Source organism: Streptomyces sp. AN091965, from assembly GCF_022698285.1.
GTDB lineage: Bacteria > Actinomycetota > Actinomycetes > Streptomycetales > Streptomycetaceae > Streptomyces.
In genome coordinates this window covers 6892617-6914521 of the sequence record NZ_JALDMY010000001.1, presented here as the reverse complement: position 1 = coordinate 6914521, position 21905 = coordinate 6892617, and the positions used below count along the sequence as shown (strand labels likewise).

The following is a 21905-nucleotide window of genomic DNA, read 5'->3' as shown; positions in this document are numbered from 1 at the left end:
ACGAAGAACCCCGCGCCCCACACAGCGAGCACCGCATGACCGCGGCAGACAACAGCGCGGCGGCGCTCCTCGCCGCCGAGGCAGAGGACGCGGCGTCCGGCGGTCCCGCCACACCGGCCGGCCGCCGGAGCCGCGGCCCCCGGGCCCGCAACACCACCGCCTATCTGACGTACGTCGCGGGCAAGCTCGGCGGCGCGCTCGTCTCGATGTTCGCCGTGCTCGTCACGAGCTTCTTCCTCTTCCGGCTCATCCCGGGCGACCCGGTGAAGCAGATGACCGGCGGGCGCCGCGTGTCGAGCGAGCAACTGGCCGCGATGCGAGCCGAGTTCGGCCTCGACGACCCGGTGTGGAAGCAGTTCACCGACTACTGCGGCAACGTCCTGACCGGGGACTTCGGCACGTCGTACCAGTTCCACGCCCCGGTCATGGACAAGATCACCGAGGCGCTCGGGCCGACGCTGTGGCTCACCGGGACGGCGTACGTCCTCTACACGCTCCTCGGCATCTGGCTCGGCACCCGCGCGGCGTGGCGCAACGGCCGCCTCGGGGACCGGTTCCACACCGGACTCGCCCTGACGCTGTACTCGGTGCCGTCGTTCTGGCTCGGCCTGCTGCTCATCATCACCTTCTCGGTGGGCGCGGGGCCGCTGCCCGGCCTCTTCCCGACCGGCGGCATGGAGAGCGGCGACGAGACCGGCGTCGCGTACGTGGTGGACGTGGCGCACCACATGATCCTGCCGGTGCTCACGCTCGTCGCCGTCGGGTACGCGCAGACGCTGCTCGTCATGCGCTCCTCGCTGCTCGACGAGATGGGCAGCGACTATCTGACGACCGCCCGCGCCAAGGGGCTCAGGGACGACCTGGTGCGCCGCCGCCACGCCGTGCCGAACGCGCTCCTGCCGACGGTCACGCTGATGTTCGTGAACCTGGGCACGGTGGTGGCGGGCGCGATCCTCGTCGAGACCGTCTTCTCCTGGCCGGGGCTCGGCAGCCTCTTCTACCAGGCGCTGAGCGTGCCCGACCTGCCCCTGGTGCAGGGCCTGTTCTTCGTCTTCGCCACCGCGGTGATCCTCATGAACACGGTCGCCGACGTGGTCTATCCGCTGCTCGACCCGAGGGTGGGACGATGACGACCGAGACCAGCGCCGCGCCGGCCCCGGCGCCCCACCCCCGGGCCCTCGCCCGGGCGCGCCGACGGCACTCCGCGGCCCGCTTCTGGCGCGAGTACCGCACGCACCGGGCGGGGCTCTTCGGCCTCGCCGTGCTCGTCCTGATCTCTCTCGCCGCGGTCTTCGCGCCGCTGCTCGTCGGCTCGGACGCGGACAGCGTCACCCGGGCCCCGGGCGACGCCATGGAGTCACCCAACGGCGAATTCCCGCTCGGCACCGACCAGTTCGGGCGCGACCTGCTCGCGCTCCTGGTGTACGGGGCGCGGATCTCCCTCACCATCGGGCTGCTCGCCGCGTTCCTCTCCGTGGCCATCGGCACGGTCGTGGGCATCACGGCGGGGCACTACCGCGGCTGGTACGGGACGGTCCTGATGCGCGTCACCGACTGGTTCCTCGTGATGCCCACGCTGGTGCTCGCGATCGCCCTGGCCGTCGTGATGTCCGGCTCCCTGAGCACGATCATCCTGGCCATCGGCGTCACGACCTGGCCCACGACGGCGCGTCTGGTGCGCGCGCAGACCCTGGCGGTCGAGTCCCGCCCCTACATCGAGCGGGCCCGCGCCCTCGGCGGCGGGCACACCCACATCATGCTCCGTCACGTGCTGCCGAACGTCATGCCGCTGGTGCTCGCGCAGACGACCCTCGTCATCTCGGGCGCCATCCTCACCGAGGCCACGCTCGCCTTCCTCGGCCTCGGCGACCCGACCGCGGTCTCCTGGGGCGGGCTGCTCCAGGACGCCCGCGAGGCGGGTGCCGTCAGCGCGGGCGACTGGTGGTACCTGGCGCCGCCCGGCATCGCGATCGCCGTGGTCGCGCTCGCGTTCACGCTGTGCGGGCGGGCCGTGGAGTCCGTGCTCAACCCCAGGCTGGGGGTGTCCCGTTGACCGCCGAACCAGAGGCATCCGTGACCACCGCGCACACCGTGACCGACCCCCCGGCCGCGGCCGGGCAGGACGCCGGGCAGCCCCTGCTCGACGTCAGGAACCTCGAAGTGACGTACGCGTCCGGGGCCGCCGCCGTGCGCGGGGTCGACCTGACCGTGGGCGCCGGGCAGAAGCTGGGCGTCGCGGGCGAGTCCGGCTGCGGCAAGTCCACGCTCGCCCTGGCCCTGCTGCGGCTGCTTCCGGCGGGGACGCGGGTGTCCGGGCAGGTGCTCCTCGACGGCGAGGACGTGCTCACCATGAAGTGGGGCCGGGTGCGCGCGGTCCGCTGGGCGGGCGCCTCCGTGGTCTTCCAGGGCGCCATGCACTCGCTGAACGCGGTGCACCGCATCGGCGATCAGATCGCCGAGCCGATCCTGCTGCACCGGAAGGCGACCCCCGCGGGCGCCAAGAAGAAGGCCCGTGAGCTGCTCGAACACGTGGGCCTTCCGGGCGCACGCGCGGACGCCTATCCGCACGAGCTGTCCGGCGGCCAGCGCCAGCGCGTGATGATCGCCATGGCGCTCGCCTGCGATCCGCGCCTGATCATCGCGGACGAGCCGACGACCGCCCTCGACGTGATGATCCAGGCGCAGATCCTGCGCCTGATCGAACAGCTCGTGGCCGAGCAGGACCTCGGCCTGATCATGATCAGCCACGATCTGGCGGTGCTCGCCGACACCTGCGACCGGCTCGCGGTGATGTACGCGGGCCGCGTCGTCGAGGAGGGCCCGGCCCGGGACGTGTACGAGCGGGCGCAGCACCCCTACGGCAAGGCCCTCTCGGCGGCCTTCCCGCGCGTCGGGGACCCCGGCTCGCGGTTCGCGCCGCGCGGCCTGCCCGGCGACCCGCCGGACCCCTCGGCGCTCCCGCCGGGCTGTACGTTCCATCCGCGCTGCCCGGTGGCCCTCGACTCCTGCGCCGATCAGGACCAGGCCCTCCGCGCCGCGGGCCCGGCCCACCGGGCCGCCTGTGTGCACGTGGGCTCCCAGGTCCCCGCCCAGCAGGCCCCCGCGGCCGTGGACGGGGCGCCGTGACCGGGCCGCGTACCCCGATCCGCCCGCCCTGGCCCCCGGCCGCGAGGAGACGCGCATGACCACCCACTCCCCCGCCACGCCGCCCGTGCCGTCGGCGGCAGCGGCGCCGCTGCTCGCGGCCGACGACCTGCACATCACGTTTCCCGGGCGGCACGGCGCGGATCCGGCGCGGGCCGTGGACGGCGTGGACCTCCACATCAGGCCGGGCGAGATCGTCGCGCTCGTCGGCGAGTCCGGCTGCGGCAAGACGACCCTCGCGCGCTCGCTGCTCGGCCTCGTGCCGCCCACCTCGGGCCGGGTCACGTTCGGCGGCAAGCCGCTCGGCCACCGCTCCCGCGCCCTGAAGGCGTACCGCAAGCGCGTCCAGCTGGTGCTCCAGGACCCGAGCGGGTCGCTCAACCCGCGGCACACGGTGTACGAAGCGGTCGCCGAGGGCCTGCGCATCCACCGGTACGCGGGGGACGAGCGGGCGGCCGTCGCCGAGGCCCTGTCACGGGCGGGGCTGCGCCCGCCGGAGCGGTTCTTCCTGCGCTACCCGCACGAGCTGTCCGGCGGCCAGCGCCAGCGCGTCGTCATCGCGGGCGCGCTGGTCCTGGAGCCCGAACTCATCGTCGCGGACGAGCCGGTGGCCTCCCTCGACGCGTCCGTGCGCGGCGAGATCCTCGCCCTGCTGCTCCGGCTGCGGGACGAGCTCGGCCTCTCCGCGCTCGTCGTGACCCACGACCTGGGCCTGGCGTGGAACATCGCCGACCGGGTGGCGGTGATGTACCTGGGCCGCATCGTCGAGACGGGCGCCGTGGAAGAGGTCCTGACGGCACCTCAGCACCCGTACACGAAGGCCCTGTTGTCGGTGCTGCCGGAGGCGGAGGGCGAGCCCGTGGTGCTCACCGGCGAGCCCCCGGACCCGTCCCGCGTCCCGTCGGGCTGCCGCTTCCACGTCCGCTGCCAGGTCCTCGCCGGCGGCGAGGCGGAGCGGGCGGGGGTGGCCCGGGACTGCCGTACGAAGGACCTGCCGGTCCTGTCAGGCGGGGGCGGCCCCCAAGTGGCCTGTCACTGGGCGACGGCGGCGCGGAACCCGGACAGCCCGTCCGACGACTGAGGACGGGCCGAGGGGCGTTCGGCCTCAGCCCCGGTCGGCCTCGTAGCCCTCGACGAGCGCCCGGGCCTGCTTGACGTCGTCACCGATGGCGACCAGCAGCGCCTCAATGGACTCGAACTTGGCCTGTCCCCGCACGAAGGCCAGGAAGTCCACGGCCACGTGCAGCCCGTACAAATCGAGGCCCACGCGGTCAATGGCGTAGGCCTCGACCGTGCGCTCCGTGCCGTCGAACTGCGGGTTCGTGCCGACGGAGATGGCCGCGGGCATGGCCTCTCCCTGCGCGTGCAGCCAGCCCGCGTACACGCCGTCGGCGGGGATCGCGGTGTGCGGCAGCGTCTCCACGTTGGCCGTGGGGAAGCCGAGCTCGCGGCCGCGCTGGGCGCCGCGGACGACCACGCCTTCCACGCGGTGCGGGCGGCCGAGGATCTCGTGGGCACCCGCGAGGTCGCCCTCGGCGATGAGGCGCCGGGTGAGCGTCGACGAGAACGGCTCGCCGCCGCCCGCCTCGCCGCTCACGTACAAGTCGACGACCTCGACCTCGTAGTCGTACGTCTCGCCGAGCTCGGCGAGGACCTCCACGTTGCCCGCGGCGCGGTGTCCGAAGCGGAAGTTGGGGCCTTCGACGACGGCCTTGGCGTGCAGCTTGTCGACGAGGACCTTCACCACGAAGTCGGCGGGCGACAGCTTCGAGAACTCGGTCGTGAACGGCAGGATGAGGACGGCGTCCACCCCGAGGCCGGCCATCAGCTCGGCGCGCCGGTGGTGGGGGGCGAGCAGCGGCGGGTGGCTGCCGGGGCGCACGACCTCGCTGGGGTGCGGGTCGAAGGTGACGACCACGGCGGGCACGCCGAGCTCGCGCGCGCGGGCCACCGCGCGGCCGATGATGAGCTGGTGACCGCGGTGCACGCCGTCGTAGGAACCAATGGTGACGACGCTGCGCCCCCAGTCCTGGGGAATGTCCTCCAAGCCACGCCAGCGCTGCACTGTCTTCGCTCCTCGCCGAACCCGTGTACGTCCCGTACGTGTGTACGTTCCCTTGCCGATTGCGCAGGTCTAAGAGTGCCATGCCGACACGGTGTCGCTCGCATCGGCCGGGGTGGTGGTGCTCACGCCGACTTGGGGAGCTCACGCCGACACGGGGACGGCGTCCGCGACCCCCTCCACGGTGCGGCGGGCGCTCGGGCCGATGAGGGCCGCCCAGTCCTGCGGGGCGTCCGCCATCCAGCGGGCGAGGCGCCCGGCGAACCCCGGCGCGCACCGCGCCAGGTCCACCAGGACGCGGTCGAAGCGGATCGCGCCCTCCGGCGTGCGGCCGAGCAGCAGGCCCGCGCGCTGCACCAGGTGCCGGTCCCGCTCGGCGTCGCCGCCGCGCTCGCCGACCGCGCGCAGCACGGCCTCGACGACGTCCGGGTCCCGCTCCTGGGCGAGCAGCAGGTCGAGCAGCTCGGCGCGCAGCGGCCGCGAGGCCTGGCCGCCGGGCGCCGCGAGGACCGGGGCGAGGGCGCGGCGCACCTCCGCGGCGCCGCTCCGCAGCAGCGCGGTGACCGTCGGGAACAGCACGGCCCGCACGCCGGGGCCCCGGTCGAGGAGCCGGTCGACGTAGGCGGCCACGGCCTCCGCGGACTCCGGGCACTGCTCCGCGTGGTCGCGCACCAGGGCGGCGACGCGGCGCGCCAGGGCGGGCGAGGTCACTCCCGCGAGGTCGCGCAGCAGGTCTCCGGCCGCCGTGCCGGGGCCGTGGAGACGGGCGCGGAACGCCGCGAGCACCGGATCGGGGTCGGTGGTCAGGGCCGCCGCCAGGGCGCTCCCCGGCAGCCACGGGTCGCCCGCCGCGAACGCCTTCAGGGCGGTGGGCAGATGCCGGGCGCGGGTCTGCGGGTCCCGTACGAGCAGGGCGAGCGCGGCGCCGTGCAGGGAGGCGTCCCCCGGGCGGGCGAGCAGCGCGTAGGCCGCGTACCGCAGCAGGGTGCGGTCGGCGTCGCCGGTGGCGTGCCGGGCGGTGCGCAGGCCCCAGACCACGGCGGCCACGCGGCGCGCCGCCCGGTCGTCGCGCGCCCAGCGGTCGACGGCGCGGCACACCGCCGAGGGCTCGTCCTCGGCGAGCGCGCCGAGGAGTTCGTCGGCGCGCGTGTGCGCGCAGTCGGCCAGGGCTTCGGTGAGGTCGTCGATGGCGCGGTGCCGGTGGGTGTGCAGCAGGGCCTGCGCGGCGGAGGCGACAGTGGCGTCCGGGGTGGCCCGCAGCGGGCTCTCGTCGGTGAACCAGCGCGTCAGGTGGCGCTGGACGGCGCCGGGGTCGGCGGCGAGGTGCTCGGCCACGGCGTCGAGGACGCGGTTCGCCGTGCCGGGCGGGCCGTCGTGGGGCACGACGGCCCGCAGGAGGTCGTAGCGGGTGGCGTCGGGCAGGGGCAGGGTCATCCAGAAGGCCGGGGGGAACCGCCGGTGCGCGGCGATCTCGCGGAGCACGTCCAGATAGGGGCTGGCGTCGGGGACGCGCAGGAGGACCTCGCCCAGGAGGTGCCTGGCCCACCAGGCGGCGTCCTGGGAGCTCTCCGGTGGCGCGGCGCCGCGGGCCGCCGTCGCGCCGAGCGCCTCGACGGCGGCGGCAAGGCGCGCCAGGCACACGGCCAGTTCCCCCGCGCCCCACTGCCGCTCGACGAGCAGCAGCGCTTCGAGCACGGGGCCGATCCGGTGCCGGGGCACCGGCAGGGAGCGGGTGGCGGGGGCCGGGCCCTCGGCGTGGCGGAACACCAGGGACGTCAGGGCGCCCTCCACGTCCAGATGGGTGCCCTGGAGCCAGTCGGCGACCTCTTCGTGCGCGAAGCGGTACCCGGTGCCCGCGGGGACCATGAGGCCTTCCGCGAGGACCGCGGAGGCCCAGCCGGTGCAGCCGTCGGGCCCCGGCAGGGCGCCCCACGGGAAGACCTCCTCGAACGCGGCCCGGTCGAGCTCCCCCTGCCCGGGCCCGAGGCACCGCCGCGCCGCCTCGTGGATCTGGCCCGCCACGCGCGCGGCGAGCCGGCGCACGGCCGTCCCGCGCAGCCCGTTCGCCGCGGCGAGGCGGACGGCGACGCGCAGGCTCATCAGGTCCAGATGGGCGGCGAGGATCTCCTCCCGGCCCGGCCGTCCGGGGGGCTCGCCGGGCAGCGCGGCCCGCACCTCGGAGAGCAGCCGCAGCGCGAGGGGGTGCCGGGCGTCGGCGGCGGCGAGGGCCGCGTCCGGGATGCCGTACCGCGCGCGGGCCCGGCGCGCCTGCGGCTCCGGCAGGTCCCCGAGCCGTACGCAGCCGGGCAGCGCGTCCCCGAGGGCGCCGGGGACGCCCGGGCCGGGGGCGCCCTCCGCCCCGGTGTGCAGCAGGGCGGCGGGGAAGTGCTCCCCGGCCCGCTCCCAGTACTCCGCGCGGCAGGCGACGACGAGCCGCGCCCCGGTGTCCCGCAGCCACCCGGCGGTGCCCGTGCTCCACTCGGCGAGGCGGTGGGCGAGGACGGGCGGCATCTCCTCGGGCCCGTCGAGCAGCAGGAGCAGGGGCCGTCCTGCGTCCCGGACGAGGCGTGCGACGCGGCCCGCGGAGATGTCCCCGAGCCCCTCGCCCGCCGCGCGGTTCTCGTCCGAGGCGGCGGTGATGCGCCCGGCCCGCTCCAGGGCGCGCCCCACCGCGTCGGCCACCGAGGTGTCGGCGTCGCGCAGGTCGGCGCCGCGCAGCCACAGGGTGGGCGCGGGCGCGCCGCCCCGGGCGCGGCGGGCGGCGAGCGCGGCCAGTTCCGTGGTCCGTCCGGTGCCGGGGTCGCCGACGAGCCCGAGGACGCGCGCGGGACCGCTGGTGAAGGCGGTGAACTCCCGTGCCGTGTCGGGCCGTTCGACCGGCTCGGGCCCGGGTGCGGCAGGGCTGTCGGAGCCCACGGACGTGGCGGTCAGCTGGAGCGCGCCCGCGAGGTTCAGATCGGGTCCGTAGGCGGGCACGGTGGCCGCGTTGCGGGCGAGGAGCTCGGCGAGGGGGCCGTCCGGGTCGGCGGCGGCCGCCTCCCGCAGCGGCACCGCGAAACCGGCGGCGCGGTGCGGGGCGTGCAGGGCGGTGGCGAGGACGGCGAGGACCGCGCCGGACGCGGCGTCCACGACGGGCCCGCCCGCGGCCCCGCCGCCGAGGCGCAGGGCGTCGGCGCCGTCCGTGCCGATGGCGAGCTCCATGGCGGCGTCCAGGACGTGGAAGCGGTCGGTCGCCGCATAGGTCACCGAGGCGGAGTCCAGGACCCGCGCCTGCCGCCAGCCGCCCGCGGCGATCCGTACGTACGCGCCCACCGGCACGGCCTCGCGCACGGTGACGGGCAGCGGCTTGAGGCCGAGGCCCTCGGTGCGCACCAGCGCGAGGTCGGCCCCGGGAAGGGCCGTCACGGCGTCGGCGGCCACGACGCAGGTGCGCTCGCCCGCCGCGTGCAGCACGATCCGGGCGAGGCCGTCGACGGCTTCGTGGCTGGTGATCACGGTGCCGAGCTCGTCGGCGGCGAACCCGGCGCCGCGCGGGCGCCCCGCCAGGTCGCAGATCCGCACCAGGGACCACCGGGGGCCGCCCCCCTCGACCGGCTCCGCGACCGCCCCGCTCCGGCCCCGGGCCCGGTCCCCGCCGCCCCGGGCCCGCGGGCCACGTCCCGCCATGCGCGCACCTCCCCGACCGCTTCCCGACCCCCGTTCCTCCGACCGTAGGTCGGCGGTGATCAGCGGGACAGAACGCGAGCCGAACGCGCCCCCTTCCGCTCCCGTGGTTCACTCCGAGCGCCTGCTCATAGGGGTGAAAGGCCGGGCGGGCGTGGATAGACCTTCCTTGGGGGGGATTGTGGAGCGGCGGACAGTCGTCCGCCGCTCCACAGCGCGCAAAGCCAAGTGCCGTCAGGCCCAGCGGACTTGAGCAGTGCTCAAAGCACTGCTCCCCGACAGACCCGAGCGACGGCCGTCAGACGAACACGGCGAGGCTCTTGGCCTTGCCGCGCGACTCCTCGGCCAGAACCACGAACTGCCCCTCGGGATCGAAGACGGCCACGGCCCCCGCACCCGCGTACTCCTCGGGCATCTCGATCCGCACGCCGTTGACGAGCAGCCGCGCCCGCTTGGCGTCCACGTCCCAGCGCGGGAAGGCCGCACCGGCCGCGTCCGCGACCGGCATCACCGTCAGCTCCTCCTGGAGCTGGTCGAGGGTCCGCGCCGAGTCCAGCTTGTACGGACCCACGCGGGTGCGGCGCAGCGCCGTGAGGTGCCCGCCGACGCCGAGGTCCGCGCCGATGTCCCGGGCGAGCGCCCGGATGTACGTACCGGAGGAGCAGACCACGGACACGACCAGGTCGAGCACGGGCGTGCGGTCCTCGGCGACCGCGTCGCGGACGTCGTACACCTGGAAGGAGGACACCGTCACCGGCCGGGCCGGGATCTCGAAGTCCTCGCCCTCGCGCGCCCGCTTGTACGAGCGCTTGCCGTCGATCTTGATGGCGCTGACCTTCGACGGCACCTGCATGATGTCGCCGGTGAGCTTGGCGACGGCCGCGTCGACGGCGTCCCGCTCGATGCCGGAGGCGTCCGTCGAGGACGTGATCTCGCCCTCGGCGTCGTCCGTGACGCTGGACTGGCCGAGCCGGATCGTGCCCAGGTACTCCTTCTCCGTCAGCGCCAGATGGCCGAGGAGCTTGGTGGCGCGCTCGACGCCGAGCACGAGGACGCCCGTGGCCATCGGGTCGAGGGTGCCCGCGTGGCCGACGCGGCGGGTCTTGGCGATGCCCCGCATCTTGGCGACCACGTCGTGCGAAGTGAAGCCGGACGGCTTGTCGACGATGACAAGTCCGTCCGGCGTAGTGGTGGTGCGCTTGGTCATGAGGCGGCGTCGCCGTCCGTTTCCTCGTCCTCGCCGGGCTTGCGGTACGGGTCCGCCTCACCGGCGAAATCGGCGCCCGCGGAGGCCTCGCGGACCTTCGCGTCCGAGGCGCGTGCCCGGTCGAGGAGGTCCTCGATGGCCCGCGCGTTGTCGGGCAGCGCGTCCGCCACGAAGGTCAGCGTCGGCGTGAACTTCACACCCGCCGCGCGCCCGACCTCGGAGCGGAGGACGCCCTTGGCGCTCTCCAGGCCCGCGGCCGCGGCCGCGCGCTCCTCGTCGTCGCCGTAGACCGTGTAGAAGACGGTCGCCTCCCGCAGGTCACCGGTGACCCGGGTGTCCGTGATGGTGACATGCGTGCCGAGCCGCGGGTCCTTGATCCCGCGCTGCAGCTTCTGGGCCACCACCTCTCGGATGAGGTCCGCCAGCCTCTTCGCCCGCGCGTTGTCGGCCACTGCTCCGTCTCCTTCTGTGCTGTGCTCGTCGCTGGTCGTTCAGGGAGTCATTCGTCGTCGTCACCGTGGAACCGCCGCCGTACCGACAGCAGCTCCACTTCGGGCCGGGCGGCGACGAGCCGTTCACACCGGTCCAGTACCTCGGTGAGGTGCGCCGCGTCCCCGGAGACCAGCGCGATGCCGATCTCACTCCTGCGGTGCAGTTCCTGATGGCCCACCTCGGCCGCGCTCACCGCGTACTTCCGCTGGAGTTCCGCCACGATCGGGCGGACGAGGGAGCGTTTCTCCTTCAGCGAATGTACGTCGCCGAGGAGCAGGTCGAAGGACAGAGTCCCCACAAACATGTGTGCCCGGATAACCCGCCGGTGCGGGATCGCGCCCTGCGCACGGTCGGCAGGGTCACCAGAACCGTACAACGAGCGGCGGTCCGGCTCGACGGGATTTCGCCCCCGCCGCAGGGGAACAGCCCGTCCGGCGTTTGAGGACGAGGCGCGAAGCGCCGAAAAGGGGTCGGGGGTCGCGCCGGGGCCAAGCCCCGGCGCAACCCCCGACCCTGCGAACGCTAAGCCCGCGGCTTCTCGCGCATCTCGTACGTCGCGATGACGTCGTCGACCTTGATGTCGTTGAAGTTGCCGAGGTTGATACCGCCCTCGAACCCTTCGCGGATCTCGGTGACGTCGTCCTTGAAGCGACGCAGACCGACGATGTTGAGCTCCTCCGCGATGACCTTGCCATCGCGCAGCAGTCGCGCCTTGGTGTTCCGCTTGACCTCGCCGGAGCGGATGAGCACACCCGCGATGTTGCCCAGCTTGGACGAGCGGAAGACCTCGCGGATCTCCGCCGTGCCGAGCTCGACCTCTTCGTACTCCGGCTTGAGCATGCCCTTGAGGGCCGCCTCGATCTCCTCGATGGCCTGGTAGATCACCGAGTAGTAGCGGACGTCGACGCCCTCGCGCTCCGCCATCTGCGCGGCACGGCCGGCCGCGCGGACGTTGAAGCCGATGACGATGGCGTCGGAGCCCATGGCCAGGTCGATGTCCGACTCGGTGACCGCACCCACGCCGCGGTGCAGCACGCGGATGTCGACCTCCTCGCCGACGTCCAGCTGGAGCAGGGAGGACTCCAGGGCCTCGACGGAACCAGAAGCGTCACCCTTGATGATGAGGTTGAGCTGCTGGATCTCGCCGGCCTTGAGCACCTTGTCCAGGTCCTCGAGCGAGACGCGGCGGACGCGCTTGGCGAACGCGGCGTTGCGCTCGCGGGCGGCGCGCTTCTCGGCGATCTGACGGGCCGTACGGTCCTCGTCGACCACCAGGAAGTTGTCGCCCGCGCCCGGGACGTTGGTGAGACCGAGGACGAGGACCGGGGTCGACGGACCCGCCTCTTCCACGTTCTCGCCCTTGTCGTCGAGCATCGCGCGGACACGGCCGTAGGCGTCACCGGCGACCATCGTGTCGCCGACGCGGAGGGTACCGCGCTGGACGAGGACGGTCGCGACGGCGCCGCGGCCCTTGTCCAGGTGGGCCTCGATCGCGATGCCCTGCGCGTCCTGCTCCGGGTTGGCCCGCAGGTCGAGCGAGGCGTCCGCGGTCAGGACCACGGCCTCGAGCAGGGAGTCGATGTGCAGACCCTGCTTGGCGGAGATGTCGACGAACATCGTGTCGCCGCCGTACTCCTCGGCCACCAGACCGAACTCGGTGAGCTGACCGCGCACCTTGGTCGGGTCGGCGCCCTCGACGTCGATCTTGTTGACCGCGACCACGATCGGCACGTCGGCCGCCTTGGCGTGGTTCAGCGCCTCGATCGTCTGGGGCATCACACCGTCGTTGGCCGCGACCACGAGGATCGCGATGTCGGTGGACTTCGCACCACGGGCACGCATGGCGGTGAACGCCTCGTGACCCGGGGTGTCGATGAAGGTGATCGCGCGCTCTTCGCCGTTGACCTCGGTCGCGACCTGGTAGGCACCGATGTGCTGGGTGATGCCACCGGCCTCGCCCGCGACGACGTTCGTCTTGCGGATGGCGTCGAGCAGGCGGGTCTTACCGTGGTCGACGTGACCCATGACGGTCACGACCGGCGGACGGGACATGAGCGCCTCTTCGCCGCCCTCGTCCTCGCCGAACTCGATGGAGAACGACTCGAGCAGCTCGCGGTCCTCCTCCTCGGGGCTGACGATCTGAACCGTGTAGTTCATCTCGTCGCCGAGGAGCTGCAGCGTCTCGTCGGAGACGGACTGCGTGGCCGTGACCATCTCGCCGAGGTTCATCATCACCGCGACGAGCGACGCCGGGTTGGCGTTGATCTTCTCGGCGAAGTCGGTGAGGGAGGCACCGCGCGACAGGCGAACGGTCTCGCCGTTGCCGCGAGGCAGCATCACGCCGCCGACCGACGGGGCCTGCATGGCCTCGTACTCCTGGCGCCTCTGCCGCTTCGACTTGCGACCGCGACGCGCGGGACCGCCGGGACGGCCGAAGGCGCCCTGCGTGCCACCACGGCCACCGGGACCACCCGGACGGCCACCGAAGCCGGGACGGCCGCCGAAGCCACCGCCGCCACCACCGGGACCACCCGGACGACCGCCGCCGCCACCGGGACCACCGGGACGACCGGCGAAGCCGCCGCCGCCACCACCGGGACCGCCGGGACGACCGGCGAAGCCGGGACGACCGCCGCCGCCACCGCCCGGACGGCCACCGCCGCCGGGACCGCGGCCGCCACCGGGGCCACCGCCGGGACGCGGGCCCGCAGCGGGACGCTGCGGCATCATGCCCGGGTTCGGACGGTTGCCGCCGGGGCCGCCGCCGGGACGCGGGGCCTGCGGACGGGGCATGCCGCCCGGGGTCGGGCGGGGACCGCCCTGGCCCTGCGGACGGGGAGCGCCGCCGGGACCGCCCTGGCCCTGCGGGCGCGGGGCGCCGCCGGGACCGCCCTGGCCGCCGCCGGGACGCGGGGCGCCGCCGGGACGGGGCGCCTGCGGGCGCGCCATGCCGGTGGAGCCGCCGGACGTGAAGGGGTTGTTGCCCGGACGCGGACCCGCGGGACGGGCACCGCCCGGACGCGGGGCGCCACCCTGGCCGCCGGGGCGCGGAGCGCCCTGACGGTCGCCGCCACGCTGACCCTGGCCGGGCGCCGGACGGGCGCCACCGGGCTTGGGGGCACCGGGACGGGCGCCACCGGGGCGCGGCGCGGCCGGAGCGCCGGAGGACGCGGCGGCCGGGCTCGGCGACGGCGGCGCGGTGAACTCGGGCGCGGCCGGAGCCGGAGCGGCCGGAGCCGCGGGCGCGGCGGGAGCCGCAGGCGCCGGCTTCGGCGCGGGCGGCTTCGGGCCCGGCGTCGGACGCGGACCCGGGGTCGCCGGGCCGGCCGGCGCGGGCTTGGCCGGGCTCTCCGCGGCCGCCGGACGCGGCGCGGGCTTGGGCGCGGCCGGACCCGGACGGGCGGCCTGCGCGGGGGACGGTGCCGCGGGCTTCGCGGCGGACTTGCGCGGGGCGGGCTTGCCGGAGCCGTTGCCCTGCTGCAGTGCGTCAGTCAGTTTGCGTACTACGGGCGCCTCGATCGTCGAGGACGCCGAACGTACGAATTCACCGAGTTCCTGGAGCTTGGCCATGACGACCTTGCTCTCAACTCCGAACTCCTTGGCGAGTTCGTATACCCGGACCTTAGCCACTTCGCTCCTTTTAGGTCCGGGTTACCGCCGGACCGTCGCTACTTCATGGGCGTACTCATCGCGTACTCATCGAGTGCTCATCGCAATCTCGACCTACTTCCAACTCGCGAGGTACCAGGACCGCACAGGGGCTCCGCGCGGCACGTCTTACGGTGTTGCCTGCTCGGCAACGGTCTCGGCCGCCTCGAGATTCCCGCGCAGCTCCGCCGTGTCGAGCGGTCCCTGGAGCCGGAAGGCCCGCGGGAACGCCCGGCGGCGGACCGCCAGGTCGAGACAGACCAGGGCGGGGTGTACATACGCACCCCGGCCGGGCAGCGTACCGCGTGGATCGGGGACACAGGTGCCCTCGATCGCCACGATCCGCAGCAGCTCGTCCTTGGCCGCTCGCTCCCGGCACCCCACACAGGTGCGCTCAGGGCATGCGCGGGCTTGCGTCCGGCCAGACACGCTTAAGTCTACCTCCCCGTACCGACCTCACCCCTTTGGGGCAAGAATCGAACGGCTGTTGTCTTGATCAGTAACGTGACCAGGGCGAGGGGGGCTCGCGCAACCGGATTTCCGGACCCGCGCGATCCTCCTTCGGGAAGGTCAGTTCCCGCCGTCCTGGCCCGGCTGCTCGGTGTCCGGACGGATGTCGATCCGCCAGCCGGTGAGCCGGGCGGCGAGGCGGGCGTTCTGGCCCTCCTTGCCGATGGCCAGCGACAGCTGGTAGTCCGGGACCGTCACCCGGGCGGAGCGGCCGGACAGGTCGACGATCTCGACCTTGCTGACCCGGGCCGGGGACAGCGCGTGCGCGACCATCTCCCCCGGGTCCTCCGACCAGTCGACGATGTCGATCTTCTCGCCGTTGAGCTCGCCCATCACATTGCGCACGCGGCTGCCCATCGGGCCGATGCAGGCGCCCTTGGCGTTGAGCCCGGAGCGGGTCGAGCGGACCGCGATCTTGGTGCGGTGCCCGGCCTCGCGCGCGATGGCGGCGATCTCCACGGAGCCGTCGGCGATCTCGGGGACCTCGAGCGCGAACAGCTTCTTGACCAGGTTCGGGTGCGTGCGCGAGAGCGTCACGGACGGGCCGCGCACGCCCTTGGCCACCCGGACGACATAGCTGCGCAGGCGCATGCCGTGCGGGTACTCCTCGCCCGGCACCTGCTCCTGCGCGGGCAGGATGGCCTCGAGCTTGCCGATGTCCACGAGCACGTTCTTGGGGTCGCGCCCCTGCTGCACCACACCGGTGACGATGTCACCCTCGCGCCCGGCGTACTCGCCGAGCGTCGCGTCGTCCTCCGCGTCGCGCAGCCGCTGCAGGATGACCTGCTTGGCGGTGGTGGCGGCGATCCGGCCGAAGTCGGACGGGGTGTCGTCGAACTCGCGGGCCTCCTGGCCCTCCTCGATGTCCTCCGGGTCCTCCTTCGCCCAGACCGTCACGTGCCCGGTCTCCCGGTCGAGCTTCACGCGCGCGTGGCGGCGGCTTCCCTCGGTGCGGTGGTAGGCGATGAGGAGGGCCGACTCGATCGCCTCGACCAGCAGGTCGAAGGAGATCTCCTTCTCCCGCACCAGGCCCCGCAGGGCACTCATGTCGATGTCCACGGCTACGCCTCCTCCTCTTCCTTCATGTTCTTGTCGTCCTTGCGGTTGAACTCGACTTCCACGCGCGCCTTGACGATGTCGCCGAAGGCCAGCCTGCGGGCGGTGGGCTTGCGCCCCTTCACGCCGGGCACCTCCAGGTCGACACCCTCGTCGTCCACCCCGATGACGCGCGCGACCAGCTCGGCGCCGTCGGCGGTCTGGATGCGGGCGAGGCGCCCGACGGCGCGCTCGTAGTGGCGCTGCTCCTTGAGCGGGCGCTCGGCGCCCGGGGAACCGACCTCCAGGGTGTACTCACCCTCGCCCATCGCGTCGGTCTCGTCGAGCTTCGCGGAGAGCGCACGGCTCACATCCGCGATGCGGTCCAGATCCACGCCGTCCTCGGAGTCGACGACGACTCGCAGCACCCGCTTGCGTCCGACCGAGGCCACTTCGATCTCTTCGAGATCCAGGTCCTGGGAGCTGACGAGCGGTTCCAGCAGTTCCCGCAGCCTCTCGCTCTGGGTGGTGCTCATCCGGGTGACTCCTCGGCCGCGTGTGCTGTTGTGGGATCGTCGCGTGTCTGGTCAAAGGGTATCCGGTCCGGGAGGGTGTTGCCGTCCACCGGGCCGGGTGCCCGCCCTCCGACTCCGTACGCGCGTACGAGACCGAGCCGGTCACGCGTGCGAGGAGGGCGCGCAGGTACGGTGATCACCGGGCCTCGGCCCGTTCTGTGCCGCCGCCACCGTTCGCCGTCCGAGGGACGCCCTGCCCCGCGCCCTCCCGGCCCGCCTCCCGAGGACGCCCGCCGTGCCGTCGTATCCCACCCTCTCGCGGTCCCGACCCGGGCCGCGCCGCAGAAGTCTGCTCGCCGGGACCGCCGGCGCCGTGCTGCTCACCGGCTGTTCGGACGCCGGGTCCGGCGAGGGCGACGGGCGCTCCGCCGACGCCGAGCGGCTGCGCGCCCGGGCGGCCCGCGACAGCGCCGCGCTGCTGGACCGCTACGACGCCGTGATCGCGGCCCACGCCCCCCTGTCCGCCCGGCTGCGGCCGCTGCGGGAGGAGGTGGCCCGGCACGCGAAGGCCTTCGGGGACGGCGGGCCGACACCCACCCCGGCCGCCACCCGGGCCCCGGAGCCGCCCGTGCCCGGCGACCGCAAGGACGCCCTGCGCCTGCTCGCGACGGCCGAGCGCGAGCTGGCCCGGCGGCGCGGCAAGCAGCTCCTGGACGCGCCGGGCGAGCTGGCCCGGCTGCTCGCGTCCGTCGCCGCGGCGGGCGCGGCACACGCGTACCTGCTGACGGAGAAGGGCGCCGAAGGCAACGGCGAGGGGGACGACAAGTGAGCGCGCGCAAGGACGAGTTGGCGGCGGTACAGGCGGCGCTGCGCGCCGAGCACGCGGCCGTGTACGGCTACGGGGTCGTCGGCGGCCGCGTCGGCGACGCCCGCCGGGCCGAGGCCCGCACCGCCTATGACGCGCACCGGGCGCGCCGCGACGAGCTGCGCCGCGCGGTGCGCGGGCTCGACGGCGACCCGGAGCCGTCGGCGGCCGCGTACGCGCTGCCGTTCCCGGTGCCGGACGCGGCGGCCGCCGTCCGGCTCGCGGCCGCCCTGGAGGAGCGGCTCGCCGGGGTGTACGCCGATCTGGTGCGGGCCGCCGAGGGGGACGCGCGGGCCGTCGCGGCCGAGGCGCTGCGGGAGGCGGCGGTCCGGGCGGCGCGCTGGCGCGGCGGGAGCGTAGCCTTCCCTGGGCTCGCCGAGCGGGCCGGCGGGTCCGGGGACCCGTCCGCGGCACCGCGGGCGTGATCCCGCCACCGCACACGCACCCCAGCGCCGCTGGGACCCGGCTGGGAAAGGAACACCTCGCGCATGGCTTTCGAACCGCCGCCGCGCCTCGTCCGCGCGCTCGGCGAGACGCCGGGCGACGCGGACACCGACGTCTGGCTGCGGAACCTCCCCGCGCGCACCGATGAGGCCGTCGCCGGGCTCGGCCTGACCGTCGAGCGGGTGCAGGTGCCCGGGGGCCGCAGCAGCCTCGTCGTGCTCGTGCGGCGGGCCGACGGGACCCCCGCCGTCCTGAAGCTGGTGCCGCCGCGCTCGCGGCCCGCCGGCGAGCGGGCCGCGCTCGCCCACTGGGCCGGGCTCGGGGCGGTGCGGCTGCTCGGCGCCGAGGCGGCGGCCGACGGCGCCCTGCTGCTCGAACGGCTCCAGCGGGACGTCTCCGTACGCTCCCTGCCCGAGGCCAAGTCCATGCTGGAGGCCGCGGGGACGCTGCGGCGGCTGTGGGTGGAGCCGCCCGCCGGGCACCGCTTCGAGACGGTCGCCGAGCGCACGGGGCGGCAGGCCGAGGCGATGCGGGCCCATCCGGACCCGGACGTGGCCCCGCTGGTGGACGCGGCCCTCACGGCGCGCGCGGAGCTGCTCGCGGACGCGCCGGAGGAGCGGCTGCTGCACGGCACCTTCCGGCAGAGCAAGGTGCTCGCGGCCGAGCGGGTGCCGTGGCTGGCCGTGGGGCCCGATCCGGTGGTGGGCGAGTGCGCGTTCGACCTGGCGCGGCTCGTGCGGGACCGGGTCGAGGACCTGATCGCGACCCCGTCCGGGGCGGCGGTGACGCGGCGGCGCGTCAAGCGGCTCGCCGAGTCCCTCGACGTGGACCAGGAGCGGCTGCGGGGATGGACGCTCTTCCGGGCCGTGGAGTCGGGCGTCCGGGCCCTGCGCGTGGGCCGCGCCCAGGACGCGGAGCTGCTCCTGGAGTTCGCGGACTGGCTGTAGCGCTCGCGGGGCGCACGACAACGCCGGACGGGCCGGAAGGTGCCGCTTCGCGGCAGTCTCCGGCCCGTCCGGCGTTCGCAGGCCCGTTACGCCGTGAGGCGGGCGATCGCGTCGGCGACGGAGAGCTCCTCGCGCTCGCCGGTGCGGCGGTCCTTGAGTTCCAGGACGCCCTCGGCGGAGCGGCGGCCCGCGACGAGGATCTTCGGGACGCCGATGAGCTCCGCGTCGGTGAACTTGACGCCGGGAGAGACCCCGGCGCGGTCGTCCACGATGACCCGCACCCCGGCGGCGTTCAGCTGCTCGGCGACGTCGAGCGCGAGCTCGGTCTGGACGGCCTTGCCCGCGGCCACGACGTGGACGTCGGCGGGCGCGATCTCCTTGGACCAGCACAGGCCCTGCTCGTCGGCGGTCTGCTCGACCAGCGCGGCGACGGCGCGCGAGACGCCGATGCCGTACGAGCCCATGGTCACGCGCACGGGCTTGCCGTTCTGGCCGAGCACGTCGAGCTGGAAGGTGTCGGCGTACTTGCGGCCGAGCTGGAAGATGTGGCCGATCTCGATGGCCCGGTCGAGCTTGAGCCCGGCGCCGCAGGCGGGGCAGGGGTCGCCCTCCTGGACCACGACGACGTCCAGGTACTGGTCGACCTCGAAGTCACGGCCGCAGACCACGTTCTTCGCGTGCGTGTCGGGCTTGTTGGCGCCGGTGATCCACGCCGTGCCGGGCGCGACGCGCGGGTCGGCGAGGTAGCGGACCTTCTCCAGGCCCTGCGGGCCGATGTAGCCGCGGACGAGGTCGTCGCGGCCCTCGAAGTCCTCGGCGGTGACCAGCTCGACCTCGGCGGGCGCGAGGTGCTCGGCGAGCTTGCCGAGGTCGACCTCGCGGTCGCCGGGCACGCCGACGGCGACGATCTCGCCGTCGACCTTGACGAGCAGGTTCTTGAGCGTCGCGGAGGCCGGGACGCCCAGGTGCTGGGCGAGGGTCTCGATCGTCGGCGTGTCGGGGGTGTCGAGGTCCTCGGCGGCGGGGTGCCCGGCGCCCTCGACCGACGTCAGGGCGAAGGTCACGGCCTCCGTGTTGGCCGCGTAGTCGCACGCCGGGCAGTCGACGAAGGTGTCCTCGCCGGCCGGGGCCGGGGCCAGGAACTCCTCCGACGCCGAGCCGCCCATCGCGCCGGAGACCGCGGAGACGATGCGGTAGTCGAGGCCGAGGCGCTCGAAGATGCGCTGGTAGGCGGCGCGGTGCAGGGCGTAGGCCTCGGCGAGGCCCTCGTCGCTGGTGTCGAAGGAGTACGAGTCCTTCATCTGGAACTCGCGGCCGCGCAGCACGCCCGCGCGCGGGCGTGCCTCGTCGCGGTACTTCGTCTGGATCTGGTAGAGGATCACCGGCAGGTCCTTGTAGGACGCGCACTGGTCCTTGACGACCTGGGTGAAGATCTCCTCGTGGGTGGGGCCGAGCAGATACTCGGAGCCCTTGCGGTCCTTGAGGCGGAACAGCAGGTCGCCGTACTCCTCGTAGCGGCCGCTCGCCTCGTACGGCTCCTTGGGCAGCAGGGCGGGCAGGAGGACCTCCTGGCCGCCGATGGCGTCCATCTCCTCGCGGACGACCCGGGCGACGTTCTCGTAGACCTTCTTGCCGAGCGGCAGCCAGGTCCAGATGCCGGCGGCGGTGCGGCGTACGTAACCGGCGCGGACCAGCAGCTTGTGGTTGAGCGTCTCGGCGTCCGCCGGGTCGTCGCGCAGTGTCTTGACCATCAACCGGGACATGCGCTGGACCTGGGCCATGATGAACTCCTGCGTTCTTCTGACGGGGGCGTCCGGTGCCGTGAATCGGCCTTCGGCCTCGTCCTCAAGCGCCGGACGGGCTGAATCCCCCCTGGCTGCTACCTAAAGATGATGGGCGCAGGTTATCCGGGGCACGGGCGCGGGCGGAAATCGGTCAGTGGGCCGATCGGCGCGCGAGCGGCAGCGGGGCGCCCATCACGGCGTACGGCTTGGGGGCGCTGGGGAACTGCACCTGGCGGGCCAGGTCCGTGTAGCCGAGGGAGCGGTACAGGCCCCGGGCCGGGCTCTCGGCGTCGATCGCGGAGAGGATCGAGCGGGGCTCGGTGGCGGTGTCCGTGATGCCGGTGATCAGGGTGCGGCCGATGCCCTGGTTCTGGTAGCCGGGCCGCACGTGCAGCTCGGTGATCACGAAGGAGTGGTCGAGCCAGCCGTCGGTGCGCCGGGCCCGCAGATAGGGCTCGACGACGGTGGACCACCAGTGGGCGCGGTCGTTGGGCATGCCGTAGACGAAGCCGACGAGCCGGCCGTCGCGGGTGGTGGCGCCGAGGGCCCGTGCGCCCGGGTAGGTGAGGTGCCGGAGCACGATCTGCCGCCGTACGGCCACCTCGTCGTCGCCGAGCCCGAAGGCGAGTGCCTGCACGCGCAGTGCCTCGTCCACCCGCGCGGCCAGGTCGAGGGGGCCGATCACGACGTCGTCAGTCATGCGGGAACCCTACTTCGCTGCCGTACGGGGCCGCGCTCGGTCAGAACAGCACGCTCATGAACGCGCCGACTTCCTCGAAGCCGACTTTGCGGTACGTCGCCCGGGCCGGGGTGTTGTAGTCGTTGACGTACAGGCTGACGACGGGGGCCACGTCCGCGAGGGCGTAGCGCAGGACGGCGGCCATGGCGGGGGCGGCGAGGCCGCGGCCGCGGTACTCGGGGGCCACCCACACGCCCTGCACCTGGCAGGCCCGGGGTGTCGCGGCGCCGATCTCGGCCTTGAACACGACCCGGCCGTCCCGGTCGACGCGGGCGAAGGAGCGGCCGGAGCCGACGAGTTCGGCGACCCGGGCCTGGTAGAGCAGGCCGCCGTCCCCGGCGAGCGGCGAGACGCCGACCTCTTCGGTGAACATCGCGACGCACGCCGGCATGATCGTCTCCATCTCGTCCTTGCGGACGCGACGGACGTACGGGTCGGGCGTGACGTCGTCGGGGAGCCGGTCGGTGACCATGAGCGGCTGCTGGGCGCGGACCTCGCGGGCGGGCCCCCAGGACGGTTCGAGGAGGCGCCACAGCCGGGCGGTGGGCTCGGCGGGGCCGACGATGGAGGAGCAGCGGCGGCCGGTCCTGCGGGCCCGGTCGGCGAAGGCGCGCACGGCGCGCGGGGTGGCGCAGATCGGCACGAGGTTGGCGCCCGCGTAGCAGAGGGACTCCAGCATGCCGTCGGCGTACCAGCCCCACATCTCACCGCCGAGGCGCCACGGGTCGAGGCCCGCGGCCTGCACCCGGGCCGCGACGAAGGCATTGGCGACCGGCTCGCGGTCGAGCACGGCGAGTGCGGCGTCCAGGTCACTCGGTTCGAGGACCCTGGTGGTGGTCTGGGTCAACAC

19 protein-coding genes are annotated in these 21905 nt (G+C 74.3%); 7 read left to right on the top strand and 12 right to left on the bottom strand.

The window, feature by feature from the left end; genetic code table 11:
• Positions 1-35: 35 nt before the first annotated feature.
• Genes MQV74_RS29605 through MQV74_RS29590 form a run of 4 tightly spaced genes read left to right on the top strand, consistent with a single transcriptional unit; the run spans position 36 to position 4225 of the window.
• Complete coding sequence (locus MQV74_RS29605; RefSeq protein ID WP_242724428.1) at positions 36-1130, top strand: ABC transporter permease; 1095 nt, start codon at positions 36-38, stop codon at positions 1128-1130.
• Positions 1127-2053 carry an ABC transporter permease gene (locus MQV74_RS29600; protein ID WP_242724426.1) on the top strand — a complete coding sequence of 309 codons (927 nt, stop codon included), beginning with the start codon at positions 1127-1129 and terminating at the stop codon, positions 2051-2053. Before MQV74_RS29605 ends, MQV74_RS29600 begins: the two co-directional genes overlap by 4 nt.
• A 38-nt stretch (positions 2054-2091) precedes the next feature.
• A complete protein-coding gene (locus MQV74_RS29595; RefSeq protein WP_242729221.1) occupies positions 2092-3126 on the top strand; it encodes an ABC transporter ATP-binding protein in 1035 nt (344 codons plus the stop codon).
• Positions 3127-3181: 55 nt separating this feature from the next.
• Complete coding sequence (locus tag MQV74_RS29590) at positions 3182-4225, top strand: ABC transporter ATP-binding protein (RefSeq protein ID WP_242724425.1); 1044 nt, start codon at positions 3182-3184, stop codon at positions 4223-4225.
• A 24-nt stretch (positions 4226-4249) separates the two neighbouring features.
• On the opposite strand, the gene MQV74_RS29585 is transcribed toward MQV74_RS29590, so the two are convergent.
• From MQV74_RS29585 to rimP, 9 genes are all read right to left on the bottom strand, one after another.
• Positions 4250-5209 carry a bifunctional riboflavin kinase/FAD synthetase gene (locus MQV74_RS29585; protein ID WP_242724422.1) on the bottom strand — a complete coding sequence of 320 codons (960 nt, stop codon included), beginning with the start codon at positions 5207-5209 and terminating at the stop codon, positions 4250-4252.
• Between the two features lie 141 nt (positions 5210-5350).
• Positions 5351-8872: a trypsin-like peptidase domain-containing protein gene (locus tag MQV74_RS29580; RefSeq protein WP_242724420.1), complete on the bottom strand. Its 3522-nt coding sequence runs from the start codon at positions 8870-8872 to the stop codon at positions 5351-5353.
• 295 nt (positions 8873-9167) lie between these two features.
• Positions 9168-10076 (bottom strand): tRNA pseudouridine(55) synthase TruB, encoded by a 909-nt coding sequence (truB, locus tag MQV74_RS29575; protein ID WP_242724418.1) that lies wholly within the window; start codon positions 10074-10076, stop codon positions 9168-9170.
• Positions 10073-10528 (bottom strand): 30S ribosome-binding factor RbfA, encoded by a 456-nt coding sequence (gene rbfA / locus MQV74_RS29570; RefSeq protein ID WP_138962129.1) that lies wholly within the window; start codon positions 10526-10528, stop codon positions 10073-10075. The genes truB and rbfA overlap by 4 nt, the downstream gene beginning before the upstream one ends.
• A 47-nt stretch (positions 10529-10575) precedes the next feature.
• Positions 10576-10872: a DUF503 domain-containing protein gene (locus MQV74_RS29565; protein WP_138962128.1), complete on the bottom strand. Its 297-nt coding sequence runs from the start codon at positions 10870-10872 to the stop codon at positions 10576-10578.
• Between the two features lie 218 nt (positions 10873-11090).
• Positions 11091-14198 carry a translation initiation factor IF-2 gene (gene infB, locus MQV74_RS41220; protein ID WP_242724414.1) on the bottom strand — a complete coding sequence of 1036 codons (3108 nt, stop codon included), beginning with the start codon at positions 14196-14198 and terminating at the stop codon, positions 11091-11093.
• Positions 14199-14345: 147 nt separating this feature from the next.
• Positions 14346-14645, bottom strand: coding sequence for a YlxR family protein (locus MQV74_RS29555; protein ID WP_138962126.1), 300 nt, complete (start codon positions 14643-14645; stop codon positions 14346-14348).
• A 141-nt stretch (positions 14646-14786) separates the two neighbouring features.
• Positions 14787-15785, bottom strand: a complete 999-nt coding sequence (gene nusA, locus MQV74_RS29550) for a transcription termination factor NusA (RefSeq protein ID WP_138962125.1) — start codon at positions 15783-15785, stop codon at positions 14787-14789.
• 2 nt (positions 15786-15787) lie between these two features.
• Positions 15788-16297 (bottom strand): ribosome maturation factor RimP, encoded by a 510-nt coding sequence (gene rimP / locus MQV74_RS29545; RefSeq protein WP_242724412.1) that lies wholly within the window; start codon positions 16295-16297, stop codon positions 15788-15790.
• Between the two features lie 274 nt (positions 16298-16571).
• On the opposite strand from rimP, the gene MQV74_RS29540 reads away from it, so the two are divergent.
• From MQV74_RS29540 to MQV74_RS29530, 3 genes are all read left to right on the top strand, one after another.
• Positions 16572-17105: a hypothetical protein gene (locus MQV74_RS29540; protein WP_242724410.1), complete on the top strand. Its 534-nt coding sequence runs from the start codon at positions 16572-16574 to the stop codon at positions 17103-17105.
• Positions 17102-17566: a ferritin-like domain-containing protein gene (locus MQV74_RS29535; protein ID WP_242724408.1), complete on the top strand. Its 465-nt coding sequence runs from the start codon at positions 17102-17104 to the stop codon at positions 17564-17566. Before MQV74_RS29540 ends, MQV74_RS29535 begins: the two co-directional genes overlap by 4 nt.
• 63 nt (positions 17567-17629) lie before the next feature.
• Positions 17630-18532 carry an aminoglycoside phosphotransferase family protein gene (locus MQV74_RS29530; RefSeq protein ID WP_242724407.1) on the top strand — a complete coding sequence of 301 codons (903 nt, stop codon included), beginning with the start codon at positions 17630-17632 and terminating at the stop codon, positions 18530-18532.
• An 86-nt stretch (positions 18533-18618) separates the two neighbouring features.
• Here MQV74_RS29530 and MQV74_RS29525 read toward each other — a convergent pair whose 3' ends face one another.
• The 3 genes from MQV74_RS29525 to MQV74_RS29515 all read right to left on the bottom strand — a co-directional run bounded on the left by MQV74_RS29525 (position 18619) and on the right by MQV74_RS29515 (position 21905).
• On the bottom strand, positions 18619-20313 hold the full coding sequence (locus MQV74_RS29525) for a proline--tRNA ligase (RefSeq protein ID WP_242724406.1): 1695 nt from the start codon (positions 20311-20313) through the stop codon (positions 18619-18621).
• Positions 20314-20467: 154 nt separating this feature from the next.
• Positions 20468-21016, bottom strand: a complete 549-nt coding sequence (locus tag MQV74_RS29520) for a GNAT family N-acetyltransferase (RefSeq protein WP_242724405.1) — start codon at positions 21014-21016, stop codon at positions 20468-20470.
• A 40-nt stretch (positions 21017-21056) separates the two neighbouring features.
• The gene (locus MQV74_RS29515; protein ID WP_242724404.1) at positions 21057-21905 is read right to left on the bottom strand and encodes a GNAT family N-acetyltransferase; all 849 of its coding nucleotides are present in this window, start codon (positions 21903-21905) and stop codon (positions 21057-21059) included.

Coding starts and splice junctions, on each gene's coding strand:
- MQV74_RS29605 (WP_242724428.1), top strand. CDS start 36: ATGACCGCGGCAGACAACAGCGCGGCGGCGCTCCTCGCCGCCGAGGCA.
- MQV74_RS29600 (WP_242724426.1), top strand. CDS start 1,127: ATGACGACCGAGACCAGCGCCGCGCCGGCCCCGGCGCCCCACCCCCGG.
- MQV74_RS29590 (WP_242724425.1), top strand. CDS start 3,182: ATGACCACCCACTCCCCCGCCACGCCGCCCGTGCCGTCGGCGGCAGCG.
- MQV74_RS29580 (WP_242724420.1), bottom strand. CDS start 8,872: ATGGCGGGACGTGGCCCGCGGGCCCGGGGCGGCGGGGACCGGGCCCGG.
- truB (WP_242724418.1), bottom strand. CDS start 10,076: ATGACCAAGCGCACCACCACTACGCCGGACGGACTTGTCATCGTCGAC.
- MQV74_RS29565 (WP_138962128.1), bottom strand. CDS start 10,872: ATGTTTGTGGGGACTCTGTCCTTCGACCTGCTCCTCGGCGACGTACAT.
- rimP (WP_242724412.1), bottom strand. CDS start 16,297: ATGAGCACCACCCAGAGCGAGAGGCTGCGGGAACTGCTGGAACCGCTC.
- MQV74_RS29530 (WP_242724407.1), top strand. CDS start 17,630: ATGGCTTTCGAACCGCCGCCGCGCCTCGTCCGCGCGCTCGGCGAGACG.
- MQV74_RS29525 (WP_242724406.1), bottom strand. CDS start 20,313: ATGGCCCAGGTCCAGCGCATGTCCCGGTTGATGGTCAAGACACTGCGC.
- MQV74_RS29520 (WP_242724405.1), bottom strand. CDS start 21,016: ATGACTGACGACGTCGTGATCGGCCCCCTCGACCTGGCCGCGCGGGTG.